The sequence below is a fragment of the Natribacillus halophilus genome (assembly GCF_900100185.1).
Classification (GTDB): domain Bacteria; phylum Bacillota; class Bacilli; order Bacillales; family Marinococcaceae; genus Natribacillus; species Natribacillus halophilus.
This window is the reverse complement of record NZ_FNEN01000009.1, coordinates 22,978-46,435: the sequence shown is the minus strand read 5'-3', so window position 1 is coordinate 46,435 and position 23,458 is coordinate 22,978. Positions and strand designations below refer to the sequence as shown.

General features: G+C 50.7%; 22 protein-coding genes. All 22 read right to left on the bottom strand.

Going from position 1 to position 23,458, the window contains the following annotated elements; translation table 11 throughout:
* Window positions 1-65: 65 nt before the first annotated feature.
* Window positions 66-4,364, bottom strand: a complete 4,299-nt coding sequence (locus BLS58_RS11090; RefSeq protein ID WP_090398869.1) for a PolC-type DNA polymerase III — start codon at window positions 4,362-4,364, stop codon at window positions 66-68.
* Between the two features lie 47 nt (window positions 4,365-4,411).
* Entirely contained in the window at window positions 4,412-6,109 is a 1,698-nt protein-coding gene (locus BLS58_RS11085; RefSeq protein WP_090398868.1) for a proline--tRNA ligase, read from the bottom strand.
* A 100-nt stretch (window positions 6,110-6,209) separates the two neighbouring features.
* A complete protein-coding gene (gene rseP, locus BLS58_RS11080; RefSeq protein WP_090398867.1) occupies window positions 6,210-7,469 on the bottom strand; it encodes an RIP metalloprotease RseP in 1,260 nt (419 codons plus the stop codon).
* Window positions 7,470-7,525: 56 nt separating this feature from the next.
* On the bottom strand, window positions 7,526-8,671 hold the full coding sequence (gene dxr, locus BLS58_RS11075; RefSeq protein ID WP_090398866.1) for a 1-deoxy-D-xylulose-5-phosphate reductoisomerase: 1,146 nt from the start codon (window positions 8,669-8,671) through the stop codon (window positions 7,526-7,528).
* Between the two features lie 30 nt (window positions 8,672-8,701).
* Window positions 8,702-9,493 carry a phosphatidate cytidylyltransferase gene (locus BLS58_RS11070; RefSeq protein WP_176764718.1) on the bottom strand — a complete coding sequence of 264 codons (792 nt, stop codon included), beginning with the start codon at window positions 9,491-9,493 and terminating at the stop codon, window positions 8,702-8,704.
* Window positions 9,494-9,506: 13 nt separating this feature from the next.
* Window positions 9,507-10,259: an undecaprenyl pyrophosphate synthase gene (locus tag BLS58_RS11065; RefSeq protein WP_090398864.1), complete on the bottom strand. Its 753-nt coding sequence runs from the start codon at window positions 10,257-10,259 to the stop codon at window positions 9,507-9,509.
* 180 nt (window positions 10,260-10,439) lie between these two features.
* Complete coding sequence (gene frr, locus BLS58_RS11060; RefSeq protein ID WP_090398863.1) at window positions 10,440-10,997, bottom strand: ribosome recycling factor; 558 nt, start codon at window positions 10,995-10,997, stop codon at window positions 10,440-10,442.
* Window positions 10,994-11,713 (bottom strand): UMP kinase, encoded by a 720-nt coding sequence (gene pyrH / locus BLS58_RS11055; protein WP_090398862.1) that lies wholly within the window; start codon window positions 11,711-11,713, stop codon window positions 10,994-10,996. The genes frr and pyrH overlap by 4 nt, the downstream gene beginning before the upstream one ends.
* Window positions 11,714-11,790: 77 nt before the next feature.
* A complete protein-coding gene (gene tsf, locus BLS58_RS11050) occupies window positions 11,791-12,675 on the bottom strand; it encodes a translation elongation factor Ts (protein WP_090398861.1) in 885 nt (294 codons plus the stop codon).
* Between the two features lie 69 nt (window positions 12,676-12,744).
* Window positions 12,745-13,512, bottom strand: coding sequence for a 30S ribosomal protein S2 (rpsB, locus tag BLS58_RS11045; RefSeq protein ID WP_090398860.1), 768 nt, complete (start codon window positions 13,510-13,512; stop codon window positions 12,745-12,747).
* A 223-nt stretch (window positions 13,513-13,735) separates the two neighbouring features.
* Window positions 13,736-14,155 (bottom strand): DUF6115 domain-containing protein, encoded by a 420-nt coding sequence (locus BLS58_RS11040; RefSeq protein ID WP_090398859.1) that lies wholly within the window; start codon window positions 14,153-14,155, stop codon window positions 13,736-13,738.
* Window positions 14,156-14,166: 11 nt separating this feature from the next.
* Window positions 14,167-15,555: a FapA family protein gene (locus BLS58_RS11035; protein ID WP_090398858.1), complete on the bottom strand. Its 1,389-nt coding sequence runs from the start codon at window positions 15,553-15,555 to the stop codon at window positions 14,167-14,169.
* Window positions 15,556-15,592: 37 nt separating this feature from the next.
* Complete coding sequence (locus tag BLS58_RS11030; protein ID WP_090398857.1) at window positions 15,593-16,360, bottom strand: FliA/WhiG family RNA polymerase sigma factor; 768 nt, start codon at window positions 16,358-16,360, stop codon at window positions 15,593-15,595.
* Window positions 16,361-16,376: 16 nt separating this feature from the next.
* Window positions 16,377-16,868 carry a chemotaxis protein CheD gene (locus BLS58_RS11025; protein WP_090398856.1) on the bottom strand — a complete coding sequence of 164 codons (492 nt, stop codon included), beginning with the start codon at window positions 16,866-16,868 and terminating at the stop codon, window positions 16,377-16,379.
* The gene (locus BLS58_RS11020; RefSeq protein WP_090398855.1) at window positions 16,865-17,461 is read right to left on the bottom strand and encodes a chemotaxis protein CheC; all 597 of its coding nucleotides are present in this window, start codon (window positions 17,459-17,461) and stop codon (window positions 16,865-16,867) included. The genes BLS58_RS11025 and BLS58_RS11020 overlap by 4 nt, the downstream gene beginning before the upstream one ends.
* Window positions 17,462-17,537: 76 nt before the next feature.
* Window positions 17,538-19,574, bottom strand: coding sequence for a flagellar biosynthesis protein FlhA (gene flhA, locus BLS58_RS11015; protein ID WP_090398854.1), 2,037 nt, complete (start codon window positions 19,572-19,574; stop codon window positions 17,538-17,540).
* Between the two features lie 2 nt (window positions 19,575-19,576).
* On the bottom strand, window positions 19,577-20,689 hold the full coding sequence (flhB, locus tag BLS58_RS11010) for a flagellar biosynthesis protein FlhB (RefSeq protein ID WP_090398853.1): 1,113 nt from the start codon (window positions 20,687-20,689) through the stop codon (window positions 19,577-19,579).
* Window positions 20,690-21,463, bottom strand: coding sequence for a flagellar biosynthetic protein FliR (fliR, locus tag BLS58_RS11005; protein ID WP_090398852.1), 774 nt, complete (start codon window positions 21,461-21,463; stop codon window positions 20,690-20,692).
* Window positions 21,464-21,479: 16 nt separating this feature from the next.
* Window positions 21,480-21,749, bottom strand: a complete 270-nt coding sequence (fliQ, locus tag BLS58_RS11000) for a flagellar biosynthesis protein FliQ (protein WP_090398851.1) — start codon at window positions 21,747-21,749, stop codon at window positions 21,480-21,482.
* 15 nt (window positions 21,750-21,764) lie between these two features.
* The gene (fliP, locus tag BLS58_RS10995; protein ID WP_090398850.1) at window positions 21,765-22,448 is read right to left on the bottom strand and encodes a flagellar type III secretion system pore protein FliP; all 684 of its coding nucleotides are present in this window, start codon (window positions 22,446-22,448) and stop codon (window positions 21,765-21,767) included.
* Window positions 22,448-23,065, bottom strand: a complete 618-nt coding sequence (locus BLS58_RS10990; protein WP_090398849.1) for a flagellar biosynthetic protein FliO — start codon at window positions 23,063-23,065, stop codon at window positions 22,448-22,450. The genes fliP and BLS58_RS10990 overlap by 1 nt, the downstream gene beginning before the upstream one ends.
* Window positions 23,066-23,082: 17 nt before the next feature.
* Entirely contained in the window at window positions 23,083-23,445 is a 363-nt protein-coding gene (locus tag BLS58_RS10985) for a response regulator (RefSeq protein ID WP_090398848.1), read from the bottom strand.
* Window positions 23,446-23,458: the final 13 nt, after the last annotated feature.

Below are 23,458 nucleotides of genomic sequence, written 5' to 3'. Positions count from 1 at the left end.
GCCTCATCGTTTTCTACTCACTATTCTTGCCTGCTGGCACCGTTGCTAAACATCGTGCTTCGCAATTAGAACAACGAAAGCTGGTTCGATTCCGGTAACCCTTCCAGACAACCATGGGCGTCCAAAAGTTGAATGACATTTTTGGTCGCCTTGCTCTTTTGTTGCAAGTCTTCTTTCGACAAAAATTCGCCGTCTGATCGTGCCTCCACAATATTTTTGGCCGCGTTCGCACCCACGCCTTCCAGCGCGCCGAACGGAGGGATCAAGGTGTCACCATCGACGATAAATGTACTGGCTTCGGAACGATAGAGGTCGATCTTTCCGAACGAATATCCCCGTTCGGTCATTTCCAGGGCCAGTTCCAAAACCGTGACCAGGCTTTTCTCTTTTGGAGCGGCCTCGAAGCCTTTCGCCTGAATATCCTCGATGCGGGCGCGGATCGCGGTGCTGCCTTTTTGCATCGTTTCGAGCTCGAAATCGGCGGCCCGTACGCTGAAATAGGTCGCGTAGAAGAGGATCGGATAGTGGACCTTGAAATAAGCGATCCGAACTGCCATCAATACATACGCAGCCGCGTGGGCCTTCGGGAACATATACTTGATTTTTTTGCATGACTCAATATACCAGTCCGGGATGTCATGCTTTTTCATTTCCTCGATCCATTCCGGCTCCAGTCCCCGTCCTTTACGGACGAATTCTGTGATCTTAAAGGCAAGGGAAGGCTCAAGTCCCTTATAAATCAAATTCACCATGATGTTATCGCGCAGACCGATGACGTCTTTTAATTCGCAAATGCCGTCACGGATGAGTTCGTCGGCGTTTCCGACCCAGACGTCCGCCCCATGGGAAAGCCCGGAAATTTGCAGGAGTTCGGAAAATGTCTGTGGCTTCGTTTCTTCCAGCATTTGCCGAACGAAGCGGGTGCCAAACTCGGGAATCCCGTAGGTCCCGGTTTTACACATGATTTGTTCAGGGGTTACGCCGAGCACTTCCGGTCCTTCAAAAATACGCATCACTTCCGGATCGTCAATGGGCACATCTTGCGGGTCAATCCCGCTTAAATCCTGCAGCATCCGTATGACCGTCGGATCATCATGGCCGAGAATATCGAGTTTCAGCAGATTGTCATCGATGGAGTGAAAATCAAAATGGGTCGTCTTCCAGCTTGCATTTTTATCATCGGCGGGATATTGCACCGGGGTGAAATCATGAATATCGTGGTCTTCAGGTACGACGATGATTCCGCCCGGGTGCTGGCCCGTATTTCGTTTTGCGCCTGTACACCCATCCACGAGGCGATCGATTTCAGCGCCGCGCAAGTGCCCGATATTTTGGTCGGTCTGATAGCCACGCACGAACCCATAAGCCGTTTTATCGGCGACCGTGCCAATCGTGCCGGCTCGAAACACCTTATCGTCCCCGAATAATTCACGGGTATAGGCGTGGGCGATCGGCTGGTATTCACCGGAAAAATTCAAGTCAATATCAGGCACTTTCTTGCCTTCAAAACCAAGAAACGTCTCGAAGGGAATATCCTGGCCTTCCCGCGTATAGGTCGTGCCACATTGCTCACATGCTTGCTTCGGCAAATCATAGCCTGAAGCAACAGAACCGTCGTCGAAGAAGACAGAATGGCAGCAACCCGGGCAGACGTAATGAGGCGGCAGAGGATTCACCTCGGTAATATCCGCCATCGTCGCCACAAAAGACGACCCTACCGAGCCGCGGGATCCGACGAGGTACCCGTCCTCAAGGGAGCGTTTAACGAGTTTGTGGGAGATCAAATAAATGACGCCATACCCATGGCCAATAATGCTCTCCAGTTCCTTTTGCAGACGTTCTTCGACGATGCGGGGAAGTTCCGAGCCATAGATACGCTTTGCTTTGCCATAGGTGAGGTCCCGCATCTCTTCATCGGCGCCTTCGATGTTGGGCGTGTATAAGCCACTCGGCACCGGTGCGATCGCTTCGATTTGACCCGCCAACGACTTCGGCGTATGAATAACGACGTTTTGTGCCGTTTCCTCTCCGAGAAAGGAGAAAGCCTCGAGCATCTCGCCGGTCGTCCGAAAATGGACCTTCGGCAACGTTTGTTTACTTAACGGGTGGCCTCCCCCCTGGGAGGAGACGATGATGGTACGATAAATGTGATCCTCCGGCTCCAGGTAATGAACATTGCCGGTGGCGACGACCGGTCGCTCCAGGCGCTCGCCTACCTCGGTCAATTTACGAATAATGTCGAGGAGTTGCGCTTCACTTTTCACCATTTCTCTCTCCAGCAAAGGCGCGTAAACGTCAGGGGGATGGATTTCGATAAAATCATAGAAACGAGCAACCTTCTCCGCTTCTTCTGCAGATTTTTGCATCATCGTTTCAAAGACTTCACCCTGGTCACAGCCCGAACCGATCAACAAACCTTCCCGATGCTGGACGAGTTTGGACCTGGGAATGCGCGGAGTCCGGTAGAAATACGACATGTGTGACAAGGAAACGAGCTCATACAAATTTTTTAATCCGGTCTGATTTTGCACGAGAATCGTACAGTGGGAAGGACGATTCTTGTAAAAGTCGCCTTGCCCGATATTGTCATTGAGCTCGCGATGATAGACAATACCCTGCTCATGGGCGTCCCGAATCATTTTCATAAACAGATAAGCCGTCGCTTCCGTGTCATAAATCGCCCGGTGATGGCTGACGAGTTCAATATCAAACTGTTTGCATAGCGTATTCAGCCGGTAATTCTTCATATTGGGATATAAAAAGCGGGCAAGCTCCAATGTATCCACGACCGGTTGTTCGCTCTCGGCCCATCCCTGTTGCTTAAACCCGGCATTGATAAACCCGATGTCAAAACTGGCATTGTGGGCCACAAGGCCGGCATCGCCCACGAAATCCGCAAACTGTCGTAAAACCTCGCCTACGTCCGACGCATCTGTCAGCATTTCATCGGTGATACCGGTGAGTTCGGTAATTTTCGCCGGGAGAGGCATGTGCGGCTGTGCGAACGATTCAAAGCGATCGACAATCTCGCCGTTTTCAACCTTCACGGCCGCGAGTTCGATAATCGTATCATAGACGGCTGACAAGCCCGTCGTTTCCACGTCAAAGACGACGAATGCTGATTGGGCCAGATGGCGCTCACTTTCGTTGTAAGCGATCGGTACCCCGTCATCGACGAGGTAGGCTTCCATACCGTAAAGTAATTTAATGTCCTTTTTTTTCGCTGCTGCATAAGCTTCCGGAAAAGCCTGTACAACGCCGTGATCCGTGATCGCAACAGCTTCATGTCCCCAGTCGGCCGCCTTCTCCACCATTTCGGAAGCGGACGCTACCCCGTCCATTTGACTCATCGTCGTGTGCGCATGTAATTCGATGCGTTTGTCGTTATCAGGGGCTTCATCCATTCTCTCTGCTTTACTTATTTGAGTTATATCATTGGCGATCATGACGAGATCGCGCACGAACGTGTCATTTTGTATGCTTCCCCGTGCCGTCAGCCACATGCCTTTTTGCACAGCGTTCAATAGCGGGATGTCTTCCTTGTCTCTTGAAAACATCTTCACGAGCAACGAATCTGTATAATCTGTAAGCTTGCACGTCAACAACACACGTCCACTTCTTAACTCACGCGTCTCCACGGCAAACACGTAACCCTGAATCGTCACCCGCCGTTCTTCATCCTGAATCGCTGTCAAAGGAAGCGGCTCATCCTTAATGGGGTAGCCGATGTGCAGTTGCTTCCTCTCTGCAGGTTCGGCCGGTTTTTCCTGTTTCTGCTTTTCCATCATCGCTTCGATGACTTTCGTTTGTTCTTCTTCTTTTTTTTGTTCCAGAAACCGGGTTTCTTCTTCGGTGGCGGCTTCTACCTGCGGAGAAAAAGTAAGCGCTTCAAACCCTAAAGCAGTGACCGCCCGCTCAAGGGCAGGACCTGCCTGGCGGGCAAGCGAAGTTGCCTCAACCTCACTATGGCATCTAAGGACGAGGGCAGTTCCGTTTATGGCAGGCGTCGAACGTTCCAGTTGCATGGCAATATGTGCCGGAAGATCCGTCGCCTTCGCGAGAATCGCAGGCCAATACGCGGCAATATGTTCCGAAGAGACGGGACCCGCGTCATGAACGATGGAAAAATCCACGGCGGCAATATCCTGAAAACCGCTTTGCAATTTTTCCTGTATAAGCTGAATCACGGAGGGCGTGACCGGTTTCTCGAGCCTGAACGTAAAGTGCCATGTTCGCTTCTCCCGGTAAACATCCAATTTATCAATGCGCCCGGAGCTTAGCTCCGTGTGGCCAAGCTCCGCGGGAATTCCGATCTGTTCCAGTAAAAGTTGAAAACGTTCATACCGAACGGCGCTTTCATCCATCTGCGAACTCCTTTCTAGAAGTTAGAGGTGGGAAGTTGGAGGTTAGACTAGAAGCCGATATCCTTAAGGTAAGCAGGCAAGTTTTCGACTTGCACTTCCGTCATTTCTCCGCTTTTTCGGTCTTTAACCTCGACGATGCCTTCACCGGCTTTTTTGCCGACCGTAATGCGAATCGGCATTCCATAGAGATCGGCATCCTTGAATTTAACACCCGCACGCTCATCACGGTCATCCAAAAGGACATCATATCCTTCCGCCTGTAAACCCTCGTAAAGATTTTCAGCAAGGGTCGACTGGTCCTCATCTTTTTGATTGATCATGAGCACATGCAAATCGAAGGGCGCAAGCGCCTTGGGCCAGATGATCCCGCTTTCATCGTGACATTGTTCCACGACCGCGGCGAGGGTACGACTGATCCCTATCCCGTAGCAGCCCATTTGCAGCGACTTACTTTTACCGTTTTCATCGAGAAAGGTGGCGCCGAAGGCTTCCGAATATTTCGTGCCGAGCTTGAACACTTGTCCCACTTCGATGCCTTCGGCAAATTGGATGTTTCCTTTTCCATCAGGGGAAGGGTCTCCTTCCTGTACTATCCGAAGATCGGCAAAGGCATCGATCTCGCAATCGCGCCGATGATCGACATTCAGATAAAACGCTTCCGTTTGATTGCCTCCGCAAATGGCGTTTGTAAGCGGGCGAATCGCCTGGTCAGCGATAATCTTTACATCCGTCGGCGCCTGTACCGGTCCTATGAAACTTTCGGCCGCCCCGAACAGGTGCTCCGTCTGCGCGGAACTGGCCTCTTCCACTTGCAAAGTGTCAAAATAGTTGCCGACCTTGACATCGCTGATTTTATGATCCCCCCGGGTAAGGAAGAGCACCGGGGCTTTATTGATATAATAAAGGTGCCCGTGAATGACAGCAGAAAGGGGGAGGCCCCGTTTGGACGCCAGCTCCTCCCCGGAGGTCCAGCCTTTTTCAAAGTCAAGCTCCGCGGGGGTATCTTCCGGCTCGGTTGCCGGGGGGGCCACGTCCGCAATTTCAACGTTGGCGGCGTAATCCGACTGATCGGAATATGCGATCGTATCTTCTCCGATGTCGGCGAGAGCCATAAATTCATGGGTTCCACCGGTCCCCCCGATAGCGCCGGCATCCGCTTTTACCGCGCGAAAATCGAGACCGCAACGCCTGAATATATTCCTGTAAGCCTCAAACATTATTTCATAGCTTTTATGCAGAGCTTCTTCCGACGGTTCAAAGGAGTAGGCATCTTTCATAATGAATTCCCGGCCGCGCAGAAGGCCAAAGCGCGGACGGCGTTCATCCCGATACTTCGTTTGAATTTGATAAACATTCATCGGTAAGCGTTTATACGAGTGAATGCCATCACGTATAATGGAGGTGATGACTTCTTCATGCGTGGGCCCGAGGACGAAACGTCGATCATGGCGGTCATTTAATCTCATCAACTCCGGTCCGTAGTCATCGAACCGCCCGGACTCCTCCCAAAGTTCTGCGGGCTGCACCGCGGGCATCAGCAATTCCTGGGCGCCCGCCCGATTCATCTCATCTCGCACGATCGCCTGAATCTTTTGCATCACCCGTGTGCCGAGGGGCAGATATGTATAAATGCCGGCCGCCGTTTGCCGCATTAAACCGGCGCGCAGCATAAGCTGATGGCTGGTGGCTTCCGCATCAGCGGGTATATCCCGCAACGTCGGTCCGAAAAACGTCTGTTGTCTCATTCAAAGACCCTCCTTTTCCAGAGATCAGTATTTTATATGTACAGGTGAGAAGCAGAGACTTTCCTTTCCAACTTCTAACCTCTCACCTCTAACTTCCAGATCACATGAATAATCGATTCAAATCATTCCAGGTAACCATGAGGACGAGCAGCATGAGCAAGGCAAAACCGATGAAATGCGCAACCCCTTCCTTGTTGGGATCGATCGGTTTACGCCGGATCGCTTCAAGTCCGATAAACACCAGTCTCCCCCCGTCAAGCGCGGGCAATGGCAACAAATTGATCAGTCCGATGTTGACGCTCAACATCCCGGCCCAACTGAATAAAATGAGTGTTCCCATTTCCATCACTTCACCGGTGTAATCATAAATGCCGACAGGTCCGGCTAAATAGTCCAGCGAGAACTGACCGGTGAAAATAAGCTGCAGAACCTCGAAGATTAATACGACGACCTCCTGGATTTGCGAAACGCTTTGTACAACGGAATCCATAAAGGAATGGCTCACCGCCGCCTCTATCCCGATTTGGCCGATTTCGGCGTCAACCATATCTTCGTATACCGCATCGACGACCATCGTAAACGATTCCGTATCACCGTCGGCCCGTTCCACGAGTAACGTCACTTCTTCTTCCGGCATTTGCTGAATCGTCTGGGTCACATCCGTCCACTCTTCCACAGGGTCGCCTTCGATGGAGACGATCCGGTCGCCTTCGACGATCCCTGCTTCCTCGGCAGGACTGTCTGCCTCTATATTTGCAGCTTCCGGTTGCGGGATGCCCTGGATAGTGAAAAAGATGACAAACAAAATGAACGCGAGCACAAAATTCATCACCGGACCGGCGAAAATCGCAGACGCTTTTTTCCATGGTTTTTTCGAGCCGAATTGCCGATCCCAGGGGGCGATCTGTTCGCGTTCTTCGTCGACGATCATGTCCGCCTGCGGGTGAACGTCATAGCGGGTCATACCGTCTTCATCATCACTGTAGCCTTCGATGAAAAGTTGGTGTTCAAGATCAGCCCGTTCAACGGACACAATTTTGGCATCGGGATGCTTGGCCTTGTTATTCACAATGATCTCTTTAACCGTGTCATCCTGATGAAAGGTTAAGCCTACTTCATATCCGGGCTTGATTTTTACAAGCTCCGGATCTTCTCCGGCCATGCGAACGAAACCCCCGAGGGGGAGCAGACGTAACGTATAAACCGTCTCGTTCTTTTTCTTTGTAAACAGCTTCGGACCGAAGCCGATCGCGAATTCACGGCAAAGAATCCCCACTTTTTTGGCCACATAGAGATGTCCCCATTCGTGGATCGCAATGATCAGGCCGAATATCACGATTATGGCTATGAGCGTTTGCACGTGCTTCCCACCTTACTGGATTATGGAAAGCGGGATGTTATCCCACTTCCCACCTCTCACTTCTCATTTCTGGTGCGCTCCCGTGTTTCCAGGTCGACTTCCATCACCTCATCGATGGAGGGGTGCGCGATGACTGTATGCGCGGCAAGGGCTTTTTCAACGGTGTCCGCGATGCCGGTAAACGACAGCTCCCCTTTTAAAAACTGTTGCACAGCCTCCTCGTTGGCTGCGTTTAAAACCGTCGGTGCCGATCCTCCGGTTTCGCCGGCCTGATAAGCCATCGTTAAACATTGATGTTTGATCGGGTCGGTATTTTCAAAATGGAGCGCTCCAACTTCCCATAAGTTTAACCTTTCCGGCCCATTTAATTCAAGCCTGTCCGGGTAGGCGAGCGCATATTGGATCGCCACCTTCATATCCGGTGTGCCCAGCTGAGCGATCACACTCTTATCTTGATATTCGACGAGAGAATGAATAATGCTTTCGCGATGGATTAAAACGTCAATATTTTCATAAGGCATATCGAACAACCAATGGGCTTCGATGACCTCCAGGCCTTTATTCATCATCGTGGCGGAGTCGATGGTGACTTTCTGTCCCATCGACCAATTCGGATGCTTTAAAGCGTCTTCCGGAGTGGCACGCGCCACCGCGTCGGCACTCCAATCGCGAAAACTTCCTCCGGAAGCCGTCACGATCAGCCGTGTGACTTCGCTGCGTTTGCTGCCCTCCAGGCTTTGCCAAATCGCGGAATGTTCACTATCGACAGCCATTAACTGCGCGCCGTAATGTTTGCTGGCGGCGGTAACGAGGTGACCGGCGGTGACGAGCGTTTCTTTGTTGGCAATACCGATCGTTTTTCCGGCTTCAATCGCTGTCAGCGTCGGTTTTAAGCCCTGGCTTCCGACCAGCGCGTTCATGACGAAGTCAGCATCCGTTTCGGCTACCGCTGCAAGCAATGCCGATTCGCCGGCAACGGCCCGCGTTCCGATCGGGAGATGTCCCTTAAGCTTACTTAAATCACCTTCGTCCCGAATCACGATAACCGCCGGTTGAAATTCTGCGATTTGTTTCTTTAATAGATCAATATTGCGGCCACAAGCCAATAAACGGACCTGAAAACGGTCCGGATGTTGACGGATGACATCGAGCGTTTGCGTGCCAATCGATCCCGTCGAGCCGAGAAGAGCCACTTTTTTCAATAGATTCACCTTCCTCGTTTACATACGTTTTTACGTAAGTAACGCCATCACGACATAAATAATGGGAAACACGAAAATGACGCTGTCAAAGCGGTCGAGAACACCTCCGTGTCCGGGAAGCATCCGGCCGGAATCCTTCACGTTGTAATAGCGTTTCAGGGCCGATTCCACGAGATCGCCGCACTGTCCGGCAACAGAAATAATGATAAGGGCGATCGTCGTCAGCCAAAGTTGATCAAATGGGGGCCAGAACCAGGCAAAAATCAGTCCCGCAACGAGCGCGAGCAAAAATCCTCCCGCTGCGCCTTCCACAGTCTTCTTCGGCGATATTTTCGGCCAAAGGGGCCGCTTTCCGAATTTGCGTCCGAACAAATAAGCGCCCGTATCGGTGGCCCAAATGGCGATGAGCACGAAGAGAACGAAGGCAAAACCGCTATCCAGTCGCGCCGCCAGAAAAAAATGCAACCCGAGTCCAACGTAGGCCCCCGAGAATAAAATAAAGGCAACCGTATCGAAATGATAGCGATTATTCGATAAAACGGTCACCAGCAACAACAGCCAGACGCCGACGGTTACAGCGAGCAGCGTAGCCTCATTCGAAACGATATCCATCCGCGGGCCTGCGTATAAAAGCAGAAGAGACATGCCCAAACCGACAAAACCCAGCAGCGGCGAAGTTGCCAATCGCTTCATCCTTAAGAGTTCGATAAATGCGACGATCGCCATCACCGTAACGAGCGTAACAAAAAGCGGACCGCCCATATACAGCGGAACGAGGAAAATAATCAGCCCAATCAACGCCGTAACCACTCTTTGCTTCATGCGAAAAGTCTCCTTACACGCCCCCGTACCGACGCTTGCGTTTCTGATAAACCTCGACGGCCGCCGCGAAATCTTCCGGACTGAAATCCGGCCACAACACATCCGTAAACCAAAATTCACTGTAAGCCATTTGCCAAAGCATGAAATTGCTTAAACGAACTTCCCCGCTCGTGCGAATCAGCAAGTCAGGGTCAGGAAAATCCGCTGTATACAACAGCTCAGAGAGCTTTGCTTCCGTAATATCGTCTGCCCGGTAACGCCCTTGTTCGACACCCTCGCACAACTGCTGTACGGCTTGTACAATATCCGATCGTCCGCCGTAATTGAGCGCCAGATTTAAAATGAGCCCGTCGTTGGCGGCGGTTTCTTTCGTGACGGTTTCGACGGCTTTTTTCGTATGGGAAGGTAATGCCTCCACGGAACCCATAATCCGAACCTGGACATTATTCGCCTGCAGCTTCGGCAATTCATGGGATAAAAAACGATCGGGCAGGCGCAGGATAAAGTCTACTTCCGATTGGGGACGTAACCAGTTTTCAGTAGAAAAAGCAAACAGCGTCAGCACTTTGACGCCTATATCATTAGCGGCTTCGGTTATACGGTGGATCGCCTTCATTCCTTCACGATGGCCGATATTTCTCGGCATCCCCCGTTTAAGCGCCCATCGCCCGTTCCCGTCCATCACGATGGCCACATGTACAGGAACATCCGTTTCCACTTCCAGCGATCGTGATTCTTTCTGATTATTAAAAAACCTTCCCAACATGGTCTAAGCACCAACCTTGCTAGATGTGGGAGGTGGGAGGTTGGAAAAGAGCAAAACCCTTATCCCGGCGATAAGCACATCTAACCTCCAACTTCCAACCTCTCACCTCTACTACCCACATATCCAGCTTCTCTACTTTGCACACCTTTAACCTCTAACCTCCAGCTTCCAACTTCTAAGCTATACTTCCATAATGTCCTTTTCCTTTTCGTCTGCCGCCTGATCGATCGCTTCGATATGTTCATCCGTTACTTTTTGAATGTCATCTTGAGCACGACGGGATTCATCGGCCGCTATATCCCCATTTTTTTCCTGTTTTTTCACCTGGTCGTTGATTTCACGGCGAATATTGCGGACAGCAACACGAGCATCTTCGGCATATTTGCGTACAAGCTTGCTCAATTCTTTGCGGCGTTCGTCCGTGAGCGCCGGGATGGTAATGCGAATGACCTGTCCATCATTGTTGGGCGTCAGCCCAATATCCGCTTTTAAGATCGCTTTTTCGATGTCGGCAATGGATGATTTGTCAAAAGGAGAAACGACGAGCATCCGGCCTTCGGGAACGGTAATGGAAGCCAGTTGATTGAGCGGCGTTTCCATGCCGTAATAATCGACGGAAACCTTGTCCAGAATGGCCGGATTCGCGCGCCCCGTCCGCAATGTCGCCAGGTCGCGGTCCAATGCCTCCACTCTTTTTTGCATTCGACTTTTCATGTCTTTTCTCATCGAATCATTCATGATCCATTCCCCCTCACGACGGTTCCAATGTCTTCACCCTGGACCGCCCGTTTAATGTTTCCTTCTTTAGAAATCGAAAAGACGAGGACCGGGATATTATTGTCCATGCACAATGAAGAAGCGGTGGAGTCCATCACACCCAGCCCGTCTTTAAGCACGTCAAAATAAGACAACTCTCGATATTTTACAGCATTCGCATCCTCTTCAGGATCTGCATTATATACGCCGTCCACTTTATTCTTTGCCATCAGGATGACATCGGCCTCGATTTCCGCCGCGCGTAAAGCTGCTGTTGTGTCAGTGGTAAAATAAGGGTTTCCGGTGCCGGCTGCAAAAATAACGACGCGCTTTTTTTCCAGGTGGCGGATCGCTTTACGACGTATGTATGGCTCAGCGACTTGCCGCATCTCTATGCTCGTTTGCACCCGGCTTTGCACATCGATTTCCTCAAGGCTGTCCTGCAGGGCAAGGCCATTCATAACGGTGGCCAGCATCCCCATGTAATCAGCGGTTGCCCGATCCATTCCCTGTGAATGGCCGGCCATACCCCTCCAAATATTTCCGGCGCCAACGACGATGGCAATTTCGGTTCCCAACGCGGCGACTTCTTTCAGTTGGGCCGCAATCGATTGAATGACGTTTGGGTCGACGCCATATCCTTGCTCACCGGCCAGCGCTTCTCCGCTCAATTTAAGAACCACACGTTTGTAGTGCATCGTTCGCCTCCAGTGCTAGAAGTGAGAGGTGAGAAGTGGGAGGTGGGGAAAAACCACCTGAGCCCACCTCTTCGCCCTTAATCCTTGATTTGTGACATGACTTCATCGGCAAAATTGTCATCGTTCTTCTCAATGCCTTCGCCCACTTCATAGCGAATAAAGGAGGTGACACTCGCGTTTTGACTCTTCACGTATTCTTCCACCGTTTGATCGCTATCCTTGACGAATTCCTGATCGAGGAGGGTCACTTGCTGGAAAAATTTCTTTAAACGGCCTTCGACCATTTTTTCAACGATCTTTTCCGGCTTCCCTTCGTTAAGAGCCTGTTGTTTCAGAATGTCGCGCTCTTTGTCAACTTCTTCTGCAGGCACTTCATCACGAGACACGTAATTAGGTTTGATGGCGGCCACGTGCATGGCGACATCTTTAGCCACGTCTTCATCGTCTGTGCCGTCAAGCAATGTGAGAACCCCAATGCTACCGCCCATATGCAGGTAGGCGCCGAATGCCTGGTTATCCGTTTTGTGGAAAATGGTGAAACGACGCAAAGAAATTTTCTCGCCGATGGTGGCAATTTGTTCGGTAATATAGTGTTCGAGCGTATCGCTGCCGCCTTCAATGGTTTGGGTCAACGCCGTTTCCACATCGCTCGGCTCATTGACGAGCAGGTGGTGCGCGATCGCATCGACCGCCTGTTGGAAATTCTCGTTTTTGGCCACGAAGTCTGTTTCCGCGTTAATTTCCACGATGATAGCCTTGTCACCTTCGATTTTCACACTGGCGAGTCCTTCGGCTGCTACACGCTCGGCTTTCTTCGCCGCTTTGGCAATGCCTCTTTCCCGCAGGAAAGCCACCGCATCGTCCATGTTGCCGTCCGTTTCCGTCAATGCTTTCTTGCAATCCATCATTCCGGCACCGGTTTTTTCACGTAATTCTTTTACTTTGCTGGCACTAATGGCCATAAGAATGCCTCCTTTTTTCTGGAAAAAAGGTGACATGGGACTCGCCCTTGTCACCCCGTTTATTCTTCCTTATTCTTCCGTATGGGTCGTTACTGGTTCCGTTTCCGTTTCTTTTTCCGTCTCCGTCTCTTGTCCTTCTGCCATTTCCTCTTCTTCACCCTGGCTTGCTTCGACGACGGCATCCGCCACTTTCGATGTCAACAAACGGACGGCACGGATGGCATCATCGTTGCCGGGGATAACATAATCGACTTCATCCGGGTCGCAATTGGTATCGACGATGGAAATAATCGGGATATTGAGCTTGCGCGCTTCCGCTACAGCGATACGTTCCTTGCGCGGATCAATGATGAAAACGGCATCCGGCAAACCTTTCATTTCCTTAATGCCGCCGAGAAATTTTTCCAGACGGTTCATCTCTTTCTGTAAGATGGTCACTTCTTTTTTCGGCAGAACATCAAAGGTGCCGTCTTCCTGCATTTTCTCAAGATCCTTAAGGCGGGCGATCCGTTTTCTGATCGTCTGGAAGTTCGTCAATGTACCTCCCAGCCACCTTTGGTTAACATAATACATTCCGCAGCGGAGAGCCTCTTCCTGGACGGATTCCTGCGCCTGTTTTTTCGTGCCGACGAACAGGATATTGCCCCCGTCCGCAGCCAGGTTGCGTACGTATTTATAGGTTTCATCTACTTTTTTCACCGTTTTTTGCAAATCGATAATGTAGATGCCATTACGTTCCGTGAAAATGTAACGGCTCATTTTCGGATTCCATCGTCTCGTCTGATGACCGAAATGAACACCTGCTTCCAGTAACTGTTTCATTGAAATAACAGCCATTCTTTTTCCTCCTTTGGTTTTTTCCTCCGCGTAGCTTCGCTTCCGAACAAAACCGCGAAACACTTCGGCGGCACCATTGTTCGAATCAGCTCGCGTGTGTACTGGATGAACACCGTCGTTAATATACCATAAGAAGCATAGATTCGGCAAGGGTTGTGACATTCGGCTTTTCCCATTATAGACACAGGGTTAAACACCCATACGTTACCGCTGTTTCACTCTATCAATGTCCGTCCCGTTTTTTGAGCAACAGCTCGACTTCCCCGGACGTAAGTGAAAGTTCGCGGGCTATCTCTTCCTTGCTTTTGCCGATGTGCGCCAACCTTAATGCCTGAGCGGCAGGTGTCACTTCTATTTCGTTCTCACCGGCGGGTTCTGGCGGTTCGTAACGTTTTGCTTCTTTTTCCTCCTGGTTCTGGAGTGCTTGCGTCAGCTCAGACTGAAAAACACGCTCGGCTTGTTGCGGCTTTAAGCGCTGCAGCAAGCGTTCATTGTCTTTTTTCATTTCCTCTGTATAGCTTATCAGCAACTGTTCGATTTTTTCTTCGGGCGCCGCAGTTTTTTGCGATTGCCGATACAAATAAAGAATGGCCGTGACGGAAACGATATGTAATAGCATACTTACGATCACAAATAACGTCACATCTATCCTCCTTACCGCCGATCCTGGATCACAACTTCACCTTCGGCCAGAAATACGTTAATGCCGTTCCTGTTTTTTGTAATCATCCGCTTATATTTACCAATGTGCACGTTCGTATTCATGAACGCCTTTTCGGTGACAAAAATGGCGTCCCCTTCATTTTCTTTCATAACGCTCTTAATGTCTTGCAGCGTGTCCGCGGCCCGTGTCATTTTATCCAAAAGCTCACTCATCGTATTGCGGATACGAAGTTTCGTAATACGATCCTGAATGGTGAGGGCCGACGCCTCCTTTTCTTTTTCTTCCAGTTTAGCGTGTAACTTCTGTAGTTTGGCCTTTTCCTCTTTTCCCTGCAAAAGCGTGTTTTCGGCTTCTTCACGTGCTTTCAGCATCTGTTCCCGGACCCCGATATAAAAAGAAGTGGACGTATTCAACGCGTTTCCGGCCTCCCGCAGTTTGATCCAGCGGCCGGCGGTGTTTTTTCCGCCGACGATACTCCCTTTTCCCTGCGTACATACGAGCGCGTTTCCGGCCTCGCAGTGGCTATGTAAAATGCTTTGAAAAACGTGAATATTATGCCCGGCAAAAACGATACCCTGATTAATATAACCGCTATGGACATCCCGTCTTGCCTGCACTTCTCCCTTTCCCTGTCCGGCAATGCCCTCGGCGACGAATACGGACCCGCCCGCTGTTAAGTAAGAGGCTTCTACAGACCCCTTGATATGGATATCGCCATCGGCACTAATCCGAAAACCGGAAGGAACGGAACCATGGATCACGACATTGCCGTTAAAACGGATGTTTCCGGTTTTCATGGTGATGTCCCCGGGCACTTCATAAACCGGATAAACGTGCACCGTGCGGCCTTCCACACTTAATTGCCCGTTGACTATCGCTTGCAAGGACTTCCCGTCTGCGGACAGCGCCGTGTTTTTCCCGGGTCTTAATGTAAAATCTTTTCCTTTTAAACCGGGCAGCGCCTTCCCATAAACATCACAGCCTCCCGCGCCGGTGGTCGCTTCCACTTTGCGGGCGACGATTTCATTTTGCGAAGCCATCGGGATCGTCCACCCTTCCCGCAAGTCCACGGACGAGGTGGATGTGTCCAAGTCTTTTGGCAACGATGAATTTTTCCGCGTCGCTTCCAGATAGGCGGCTTTGCCCCGTTCCGGTTTCCGGCCTCTTGCGATGATCAATGGAAAAGTGACGTTTTGCGGGTCGCTGACCCATTGCCGGATATGTTCGGTTTCAATCCCGAACGTTACCCCTGACGTATGTAAAAAATTAAGCACATCTTTTTCACTGAATGTCCCGGCTTCCATTGGCTTTACGGAAAAACATTTCGCGAGCATCGCATCCGCGGATACTTTAATCTGAACATACTCTTTAAGTTCCATGGCTCACATATCCTCCTCCGCAAGACTGATGCCAACGTTAGGCCTTTGTGTTTTCCTTCTGAAAGGCTTGTTTTAACCGAAACAAGGCTCTGGAATGAATTTGCGAAATTCTGGACGTGGACAATCGGAGCGTATACCCGATTTCCGTCAATGTCAGTTCCTCATAATAAAAGAGGGAAAGAACGAGTCTTTCTTTCTCCGAAAGGTTTGAAATGAGGCTTTGCAATTGCTCTTTGATCGCGTTGTTTTCCACCGCCTCGTGAGGCGTGGGGGTATTATCGTCTTTGAAAGTTAACCGATAAGGTTCTTCCTCTTCATCATCCGCGGACGCTTGCTCCATGGATACAAGATGGGCCATGTAACTTTCCGCGGTCGTCTTTAATACATCAGCCACGGGCATGTCAAGCTCTTCGGCGACTTCACGTTCCGTGACATGCCGCCTTTTTTGTTGTTCGAGTCTTTCGGTGGCGTCATCGATTTTTTTGGCCTTATCCCGCGATGAACGGGGAAGCCAGTCTTCTTTGCGGAGGCTATCGAGCATGGCCCCGCGGACACGAAAAGAAGCATATGTATAAAATTTAAGGTCTCGCTCGTGATCAAACTTTAATAACGCATCATAGAGGCCGTACATACCCTGGGAACGCAATTCATCACGATCGACGTTTTGCGGAAGGGTTGAGCCGATCCGCTGAAGATGATACTCAACGAGTGGCACATGGGCAGCGATGAGTTCTTCGGCTGCCTGCCTGTCTTCGTGCTTGATCCAGCGGGCCCAACATTCTTCCATCTCTGATGTGGTCTCCATGTTATACGCTCCCCCTTTAATAAAATCTCGTGCCCCCGTGAATCGTGCGTACCGATAACGACTGATCCGCGGGGAAAAATTCAATCGTTCGTCCTGCGTGCCCGCCTGTTATCTCTGCCATGATCGGGATGTTCTCGTCCCTGAGGGCACGTCTCACCGCTGCAACATTTCGGGTACCGATGTCGAGTAGCGGATCGACCGTAGCCAGCTGCGGAAACATATGCGCTCCCCCAGCGATTTTAGCGCGCTTTCGTCCGTGATAACCGCGTTGATGAATCGTTTCCGCAAGCAGTGGGACAGCAGTATCTGCGTATTTTGCCGGGTTCACATCGAGAACGCTGCTCATCGCCGAGTCCGGTAACATCACATGGGCAAGCGCTGCAACATGAGCTGTATAGACGACGACCCCGACACATGAGCCCAAACCAGAGGTGCGTATGGATTGGGGCCGAAGGCAATAAGCCACCCCTGCCATTCCGACATTTACGGTAAGCGTACGCCTGTTCATTGCGACAATCCCTTTAGAACCTGCCTTAGCACATCGACACTGCCGGGTTCCGGAAGCAAATAAAACTGGGCCAATCGCTTTTCATCGTTAAAGTCCGTTTGCAGCAAAATGACTTCATCTCCGTATACAGACAGGGGCAAAAGGCCCGGTGTTAGCACGGCACCCGCCATATCAATGACACTGGCGGGAATCGAGGCGCGCACATCCAGCTTTGTCATATCGGCAAACGTAGCCACATAAGTGCCGGCGATAATGTTGCCAAACTCATTTAATGCCGAGAGGCCTGTTTCCTCATCTATATCACTTTTTTGGCCGGTGAGTTGCCGAACGATCCCGCTCGCCTGCTCAGCAGGAAGAACAAAAAGAATCGTCGCTCGGAACGGTCCCTCGATTTTGAGAAATATTGCTGCCACCACGTTCTCCGGCCCGCCGGCTAACGCCACCACCTCATCGAAAGCAACGATATCGACAGCCGGAACCGTCATTTTACATCGCTTTTGCAATAACTCGGAAAGAGCGGTCGCTGCATGGCCAAAGCCGATGCTGCTGATTTCCTTTAATTGATCCATTTCCACCGCGGTTAAATCAAGCACATGCGCACCCCTCTTTAATAGATCTATTTTACCATGAAATTCATCTCATTTAATAGAAAAATATTCTTTTATGTCGTTAAGCCACATTTACCACCCCGACACTTTGGATTTCGACCTCCGGTTCCAGTTCGTTATAGGACAATACGGGCATATGTGGAAATTGACGTTCGATCAATTGCCGCACGTGGAGACGTACCGCCGGTGAACAGAGAATGACGGGCGCCTGGCCGAAATCCGCCAGTTTTTCGGCTTCCCGGCCAATCGTTTCGATGACTTGACCGGCATCGTCCGGCGGAAGGGATAAAAAAGTCCCGTGTTCCGTCTGCTGCAACGCGTCGGCGATCTTTTTCTCCGCTGTTCCGCCAAGGGTGACGACATACAAAGGTCCGCTGTTCGGAACGAAGGCGTTTGTGATTTGCCTCGATAACATTTGTCTGACGTACTCGGCGATTAACTTGGGATCTTTGACCATCGGTCCGTAATCGGCCAATCCTTCAAAAATGACGGGCAAATTCCGAATCGAAATTTTTTCTTTCAGCAATGTCCTTAATACCTTTTGAATATCACCCAGATTGAGAGGATTGGGCGTAACCTCTTCCACGAGCGCCGGGTATGTTTCCTTGACATGATCGACGAGTTGCTTCGTTTCTTCCCGTCCCAGCAATTCATGGGCGTGGCGTTTGATCGTTTCCGTTAAATGCGTAGAGACAACCGATGGCGGGTCAACGACGGTGTAGCCTGCGATTTCGGCTTGATCCTTTTCTGCTTCATCCACCCATAAAGCCGGCAGGCCAAAGGCCGGTTCGAACGTTTCAATACCGGTGACCGTTTCCTCCTCGGCTCCCGGACTCATAGCCATATAATGATCGAGGAGCAATTCCCCGCGGCTGACTTCTTGGCCGCGAATGTTAATGACATATTCATTCGGCTGTAGTTGAATGTTGTCGCGAATACGGATCACAGGCACGATGATCCCTAACTCCAGGGCCAATTGCCGCCGGATCATGACGACCCGATCGAGCAAGTCTCCGCCCTGGTTCGCATCTGCGATCGGAATGAGCCCATAGCCAAACTCGAATTCAATCGGATCAATCATCAAAAGCTGTGTGACATTGTCCGGAGATTTAAAGTCCTCTGTTTCCGCTTCTTCGTCAGCGGGCGATTCTTCGGTGCTCGTCACCGCTTGGTTGCGGGAGAGCATCCACCCGCCGATACCGAGAAATACCGCGATGGGAAACGTAACGATGTTGGCAATCGGTGTAAGCACGCCGAGCAGAAAAATCGTTCCGCTCGCAATATAGAGCAATTTCGGGTAAGCGAGCACCTGTTCACTTATATCGTGGCCGAGAGAGCCGTCTGAGGCGGCACGGGTGACGACAATGCCCGTGGCCGTGGCGATCAGAAGGGCCGGAATTTGCGTGACAAGTCCGTCGCCAACCGTGAGCAGCGTATACGTGTTCGCGGCTTCCGCAAAACTCATGCCGTGTTGCATCATGCCGATGATAAAACCGACAATAATATTGACGAGGACGATGACGATGTTTGCAATCGCATCCCCTTTGACGAATTTACTCGCCCCGTCCATGGAACCGTAAAAGTCCGCTTCTTCTTCGATCTTTTCCCTTCTTTGCTTCGCTTCCTGTTCGGTGATCAAGCCGGCATTTAAATCCGCATCTATGCTCATCTGTTTCCCTGGCATGGCATCGAGGGTAAAGCGCGCGCCCACTTCGGACACCCGCTCCGCCCCCTTGACGATGACGATGAACTGGATGACGACGAGAATGAGAAAGATGACAAAACCGACGAGCGCATTGGACCCCACCACAAAAGACCCAAACGTGTCGATCACGCTCCCGGCTTCGGCGCGACTTAAAATCGCACGCGTCGTCGACACGCTTAAACCAACACGAAATAAGGTGGCGAGTAAAAGAATGGTCGGAAAAATCGAGAAATCGAGCGGTTCCCTCATGTTCATGGCGACGAGAATAATCAGTAATGACAGCGAAATATTGACGATGATGAGCACATCGATCATCGGTGACGGCAACGGAAAGATAAGCATCGCCACGATTAAAATGACACCTATTAAAATGACCAAATCACGTGCTCGCATTTTCAGACCTCCGGATACCTTTTGGGTGCAATCGATGGCAATCGATAAACATACGCGAGAACCTCGGCTACCGCCCGGAATAAATCTTCCGGCACTTCGTCGCCAATATCCGCCCCGTCATAAAGGCTGCGGGCGAGTGCTTGATTCTCAAGAGTCGGCACCGCATTTAACTCGGCCACCTGTCTCATACGCAGCGCTGTATAATCCGCCCCTTTGGCGATGATCGTCGGCGCGGCCATCACGTCGCCGTCGTAATGTAGAGCGATAGCATAATGTGTCGGATTGGTGATAACGACATCGGCTTTCGGCACTTCCTGCATCATGCGTTGCATCGCCATCTCTTTGGCGCGATCGCGTCGTTTCGATTTAATAAGCGGGTCGCCTTCCATTTTTTTATGCTCATCCTTGACTTCTTTTTTCGACATTCGGATCTGTTTTTCATGGTCATAGCGTTGGTAGACATAGTCGGGCACAGCTAGAATGAGCAATAGCAACGCGCTGGCAATGCCGATCATCCCCGTCAAGTACGACACGAGATGAAAGCCGTCCATAACGTCAACGAGGGCCAGACGCAGTAACTCATCGGCATATAACCAGAGAATACCAAACGCGACAAGACCGACGAGGATGATTTTTAAAATCGCTTTAAACAATTCCACAATCGCCCGTGCGGAAAAAATACGCTTGATGCCATTAATCGGATTGATTTTCGACAGCTTCGGCTTAATCGCTTCCGGCGCGAACAAAACCCCGACTTGTACCATGTTCGAGACCACCCCGGCTATCAAGGCGGCAAGCATAATCGGCACCAGCACGACTGCGATTTCAAACAGTAAGTCGAGAAACAGCGCCATGACATTTTCGATCGTAAATGCCATTCCCACGTAATTGATGTATATTTCCATGAATAAATCGTGCAGGAACTGCCCGGGAACGGCGGCATAAGCGAAAAGTAAAATAAATACGAACAATAGGATAAGCGCCGTATTGACGTCGTTACTTTTCGCCACTTGCCCTTTTTTGCGCGTGTCCTGTCGCTTTTTCGGCGTCGCTTTTTCCGTTTTTTCCTGGCCGCCGCTTTCGGCAAAGTACTGCAGATCCATGCGCAGACCCATTTACTCTCCTCCAAACAATTGCAACAGCGTTCGCATCGTGATCACCATCTCATCGACGAGATTGGAAACGAGCCAAAGGAAGGCCGGCAACATGAACAACATAATCGGCCAACCGAGGAAGATTTTGAGCGGCAAGCCTACGACGAACACATTCATTTGCGGGACCGCCCGTGACATCATGCCGAGCGCTACATCGACGAGAAAAAGCGCCCCCACGATCGGAAAAGACATCTGAAAAGCGATGACAAACATCGTTGACATGGCGCCCACCGCCGTCTCCAGCACCGATTCCCGGCCAAAATGAAAATTCACTTCCTCGACGGGCACATATGCAAAGCTGTAAAAGATGCCGTCCAGTAATAGATGATGACCGTCGGTCACGAGGAGAAGCAGTATGGCAAAGGCATACAGGAACCCCCCGGTTAACGGGCTTTGCGCACCCGTTTGCGGATCGATGACATTGGCGACGAGAAAACCCATTTTCAAGTCCATGAAAGCGCCGGCCACTTGAATGGCATAAAACAGCATCGTCGCAATAAGACCCAATAAAAGACCGATCAAGGCTTCCTTGATGATCAACAAAAAATAAGTCGCATCAATACCGACACCGGAAACATCCACCGTGAAAAAAATGATATAGGCAAAAAAGAGCGCAAAGGCGACTTTAAACGTATTCGGGACATTGCGGTAGGAAAACACCGGCAATGTAGCCATGAAGGCAAGTATACGCACGAAGATTAACAGGAAAACGGGCAGTTGGTTGATCCACTCCATGCCTTAAGCTCCCAGGTCAGCCTATAAAGTTGTGCAAATTCGTATAGATTTCTTCCGTAAACGCCGTGAGTTGCCCGAGCATCCACGCCCCAAAAACGACGACCGCGGCGAGCACGCCGATAATTTTCGGGATAAACGCCAGCGTCTGCTCCTGGATTTGTGTCGTCGCCTGAAAAACAGCGACCGTCAATCCGAGAGCAAGCGCAACGACCAGCAAAGGTCCGGCGACGACAAAAATGACGGTCATACTCCGTTCGGCCATGCTTAGAACTGTTTCCTGTGTCATAGTACCCACCCCTTTTTAAAAGCTGATTAAAAGCGATTCGACGACGAGATGCCAACCGTCCACGAGGACGAATAACAAGACTTTAAAAGGCAGCGAAATCATCACCGGCGGCAACATCATCATCCCCATCGACATTAAGACACTGGCCACGATCATATCGATGACGAGAAAAGGAACGAAAATGAGAAACCCGATCTGGAAGGCGGTTTGCAATTCACTAATCGCAAACGCCGGAACCAAAGCCGTCAGGGGGATGTCCTCAACCGTCTCCGGCGCTTCCATATCCGCATAATCCAGAAACAGCGCCAAGTCCTTTTCACGTGTATGGTTCGCCATAAATTCTTTCATGGGCGAAGCCGCTGCTGAAAAAGCTTCTTCCTCGTCGATCTCCCCTTCCATAAAGGGCGTCAACGCTTCTTCGTTCATCTCAAGGACGACCGGCGACATAATGAAAAAAGTAAGAAATAATGCGAGCCCAATGAGCACCTGATTCGGCGGCATCTGTTGGGTAGCCAGCCCCATGCGCACGAAGGCAAGGACGACGACGATTCTCGTAAAACAGGTCATCAGCACGAGGATACCCGGTGCCAGCGAAAGGACGGTGATCAGGAGAATGAGACGCAGCGCCGTGGAAAGTGCGTCGGGATCATCGCTAAAAAGCTCACCGATGGGAACGCCCGGTATGATGGCGGAAATCATCACTTTCTCCCTTCCAGATGGTTGAATCCGGCTTCTTTATGCTGTTTGACTTCGTGCATCTGTCGCTCCAGCCGGGCATATACCTGTTTTGCGTCATTCTCCTCCGCCTTTTCGCCTTTCCACAGCGCGAGCGTCTTACTCGTAAAATCTGAAGTCTGCTGGCTTTCTGCCAACGCCTTTAACGCTTTCGCTTCCTGTTCATCGTTAATTTCCTGCAGAAGCTGAATCGACTGGCCGACGCCCACGACGAGGAGTCGATCCCCCACGCGGATGAGCTGTACGGATTTTTGGTTTCCAAGGCCGATGCCACCCAGGTTTTGCATCGTTTTCGTCGTTTGAAAACGATTCGTCCGATTAGCCAGTATCTTCAACAGTACGAACATAACGAGAATGACGGCGGCAAGGGCCAGACCGAGCTGGAATAAAACACTCCAAACGCTTTGCTCTTCACTTGTCCCCATCCCTTCGCTGCCACCTTCACCCTCATCACTGACGACACCGTCATTGCTCTCGTTCAGTGAATCCAGGACGGAATCGTCCGCTGCAACCGGATGGGGCAGGCAAAAGACGAGAAACATCATCATACAGACTGCCAACCGGGCATTACATATTTTCATATAAAAACATACTCCTATTAACCGAGGGTTTTATTCACCGCGTCCAGTACCCGGTCCGCTTGAAAAGGTTTCACGACGAAGTCTTTGGCCCCGGCCTGAATCGCGTCGATGACGAGCGCTTGTTGCCCCATGGCAGAACACATAATGACTTTCGCCTGTGCATCGTACGCGTAGATTTCCTTTAGAGCCTGGATGCCGTCCATCTCCGGCATCGTGATATCCATGGTGACGAACGTAGGCTTTAATTCCTTATATTTTTCCACCGCTTCTTTGCCATCCTCTGCTTCACCGGCAATGATAAAATGGTTCTTTTCCAGAATATCCTTGATCATCATACGCATGAAAGAAGCATCATCAACGATCAATACGCTACTTGACATAGTCCTTCTCCCC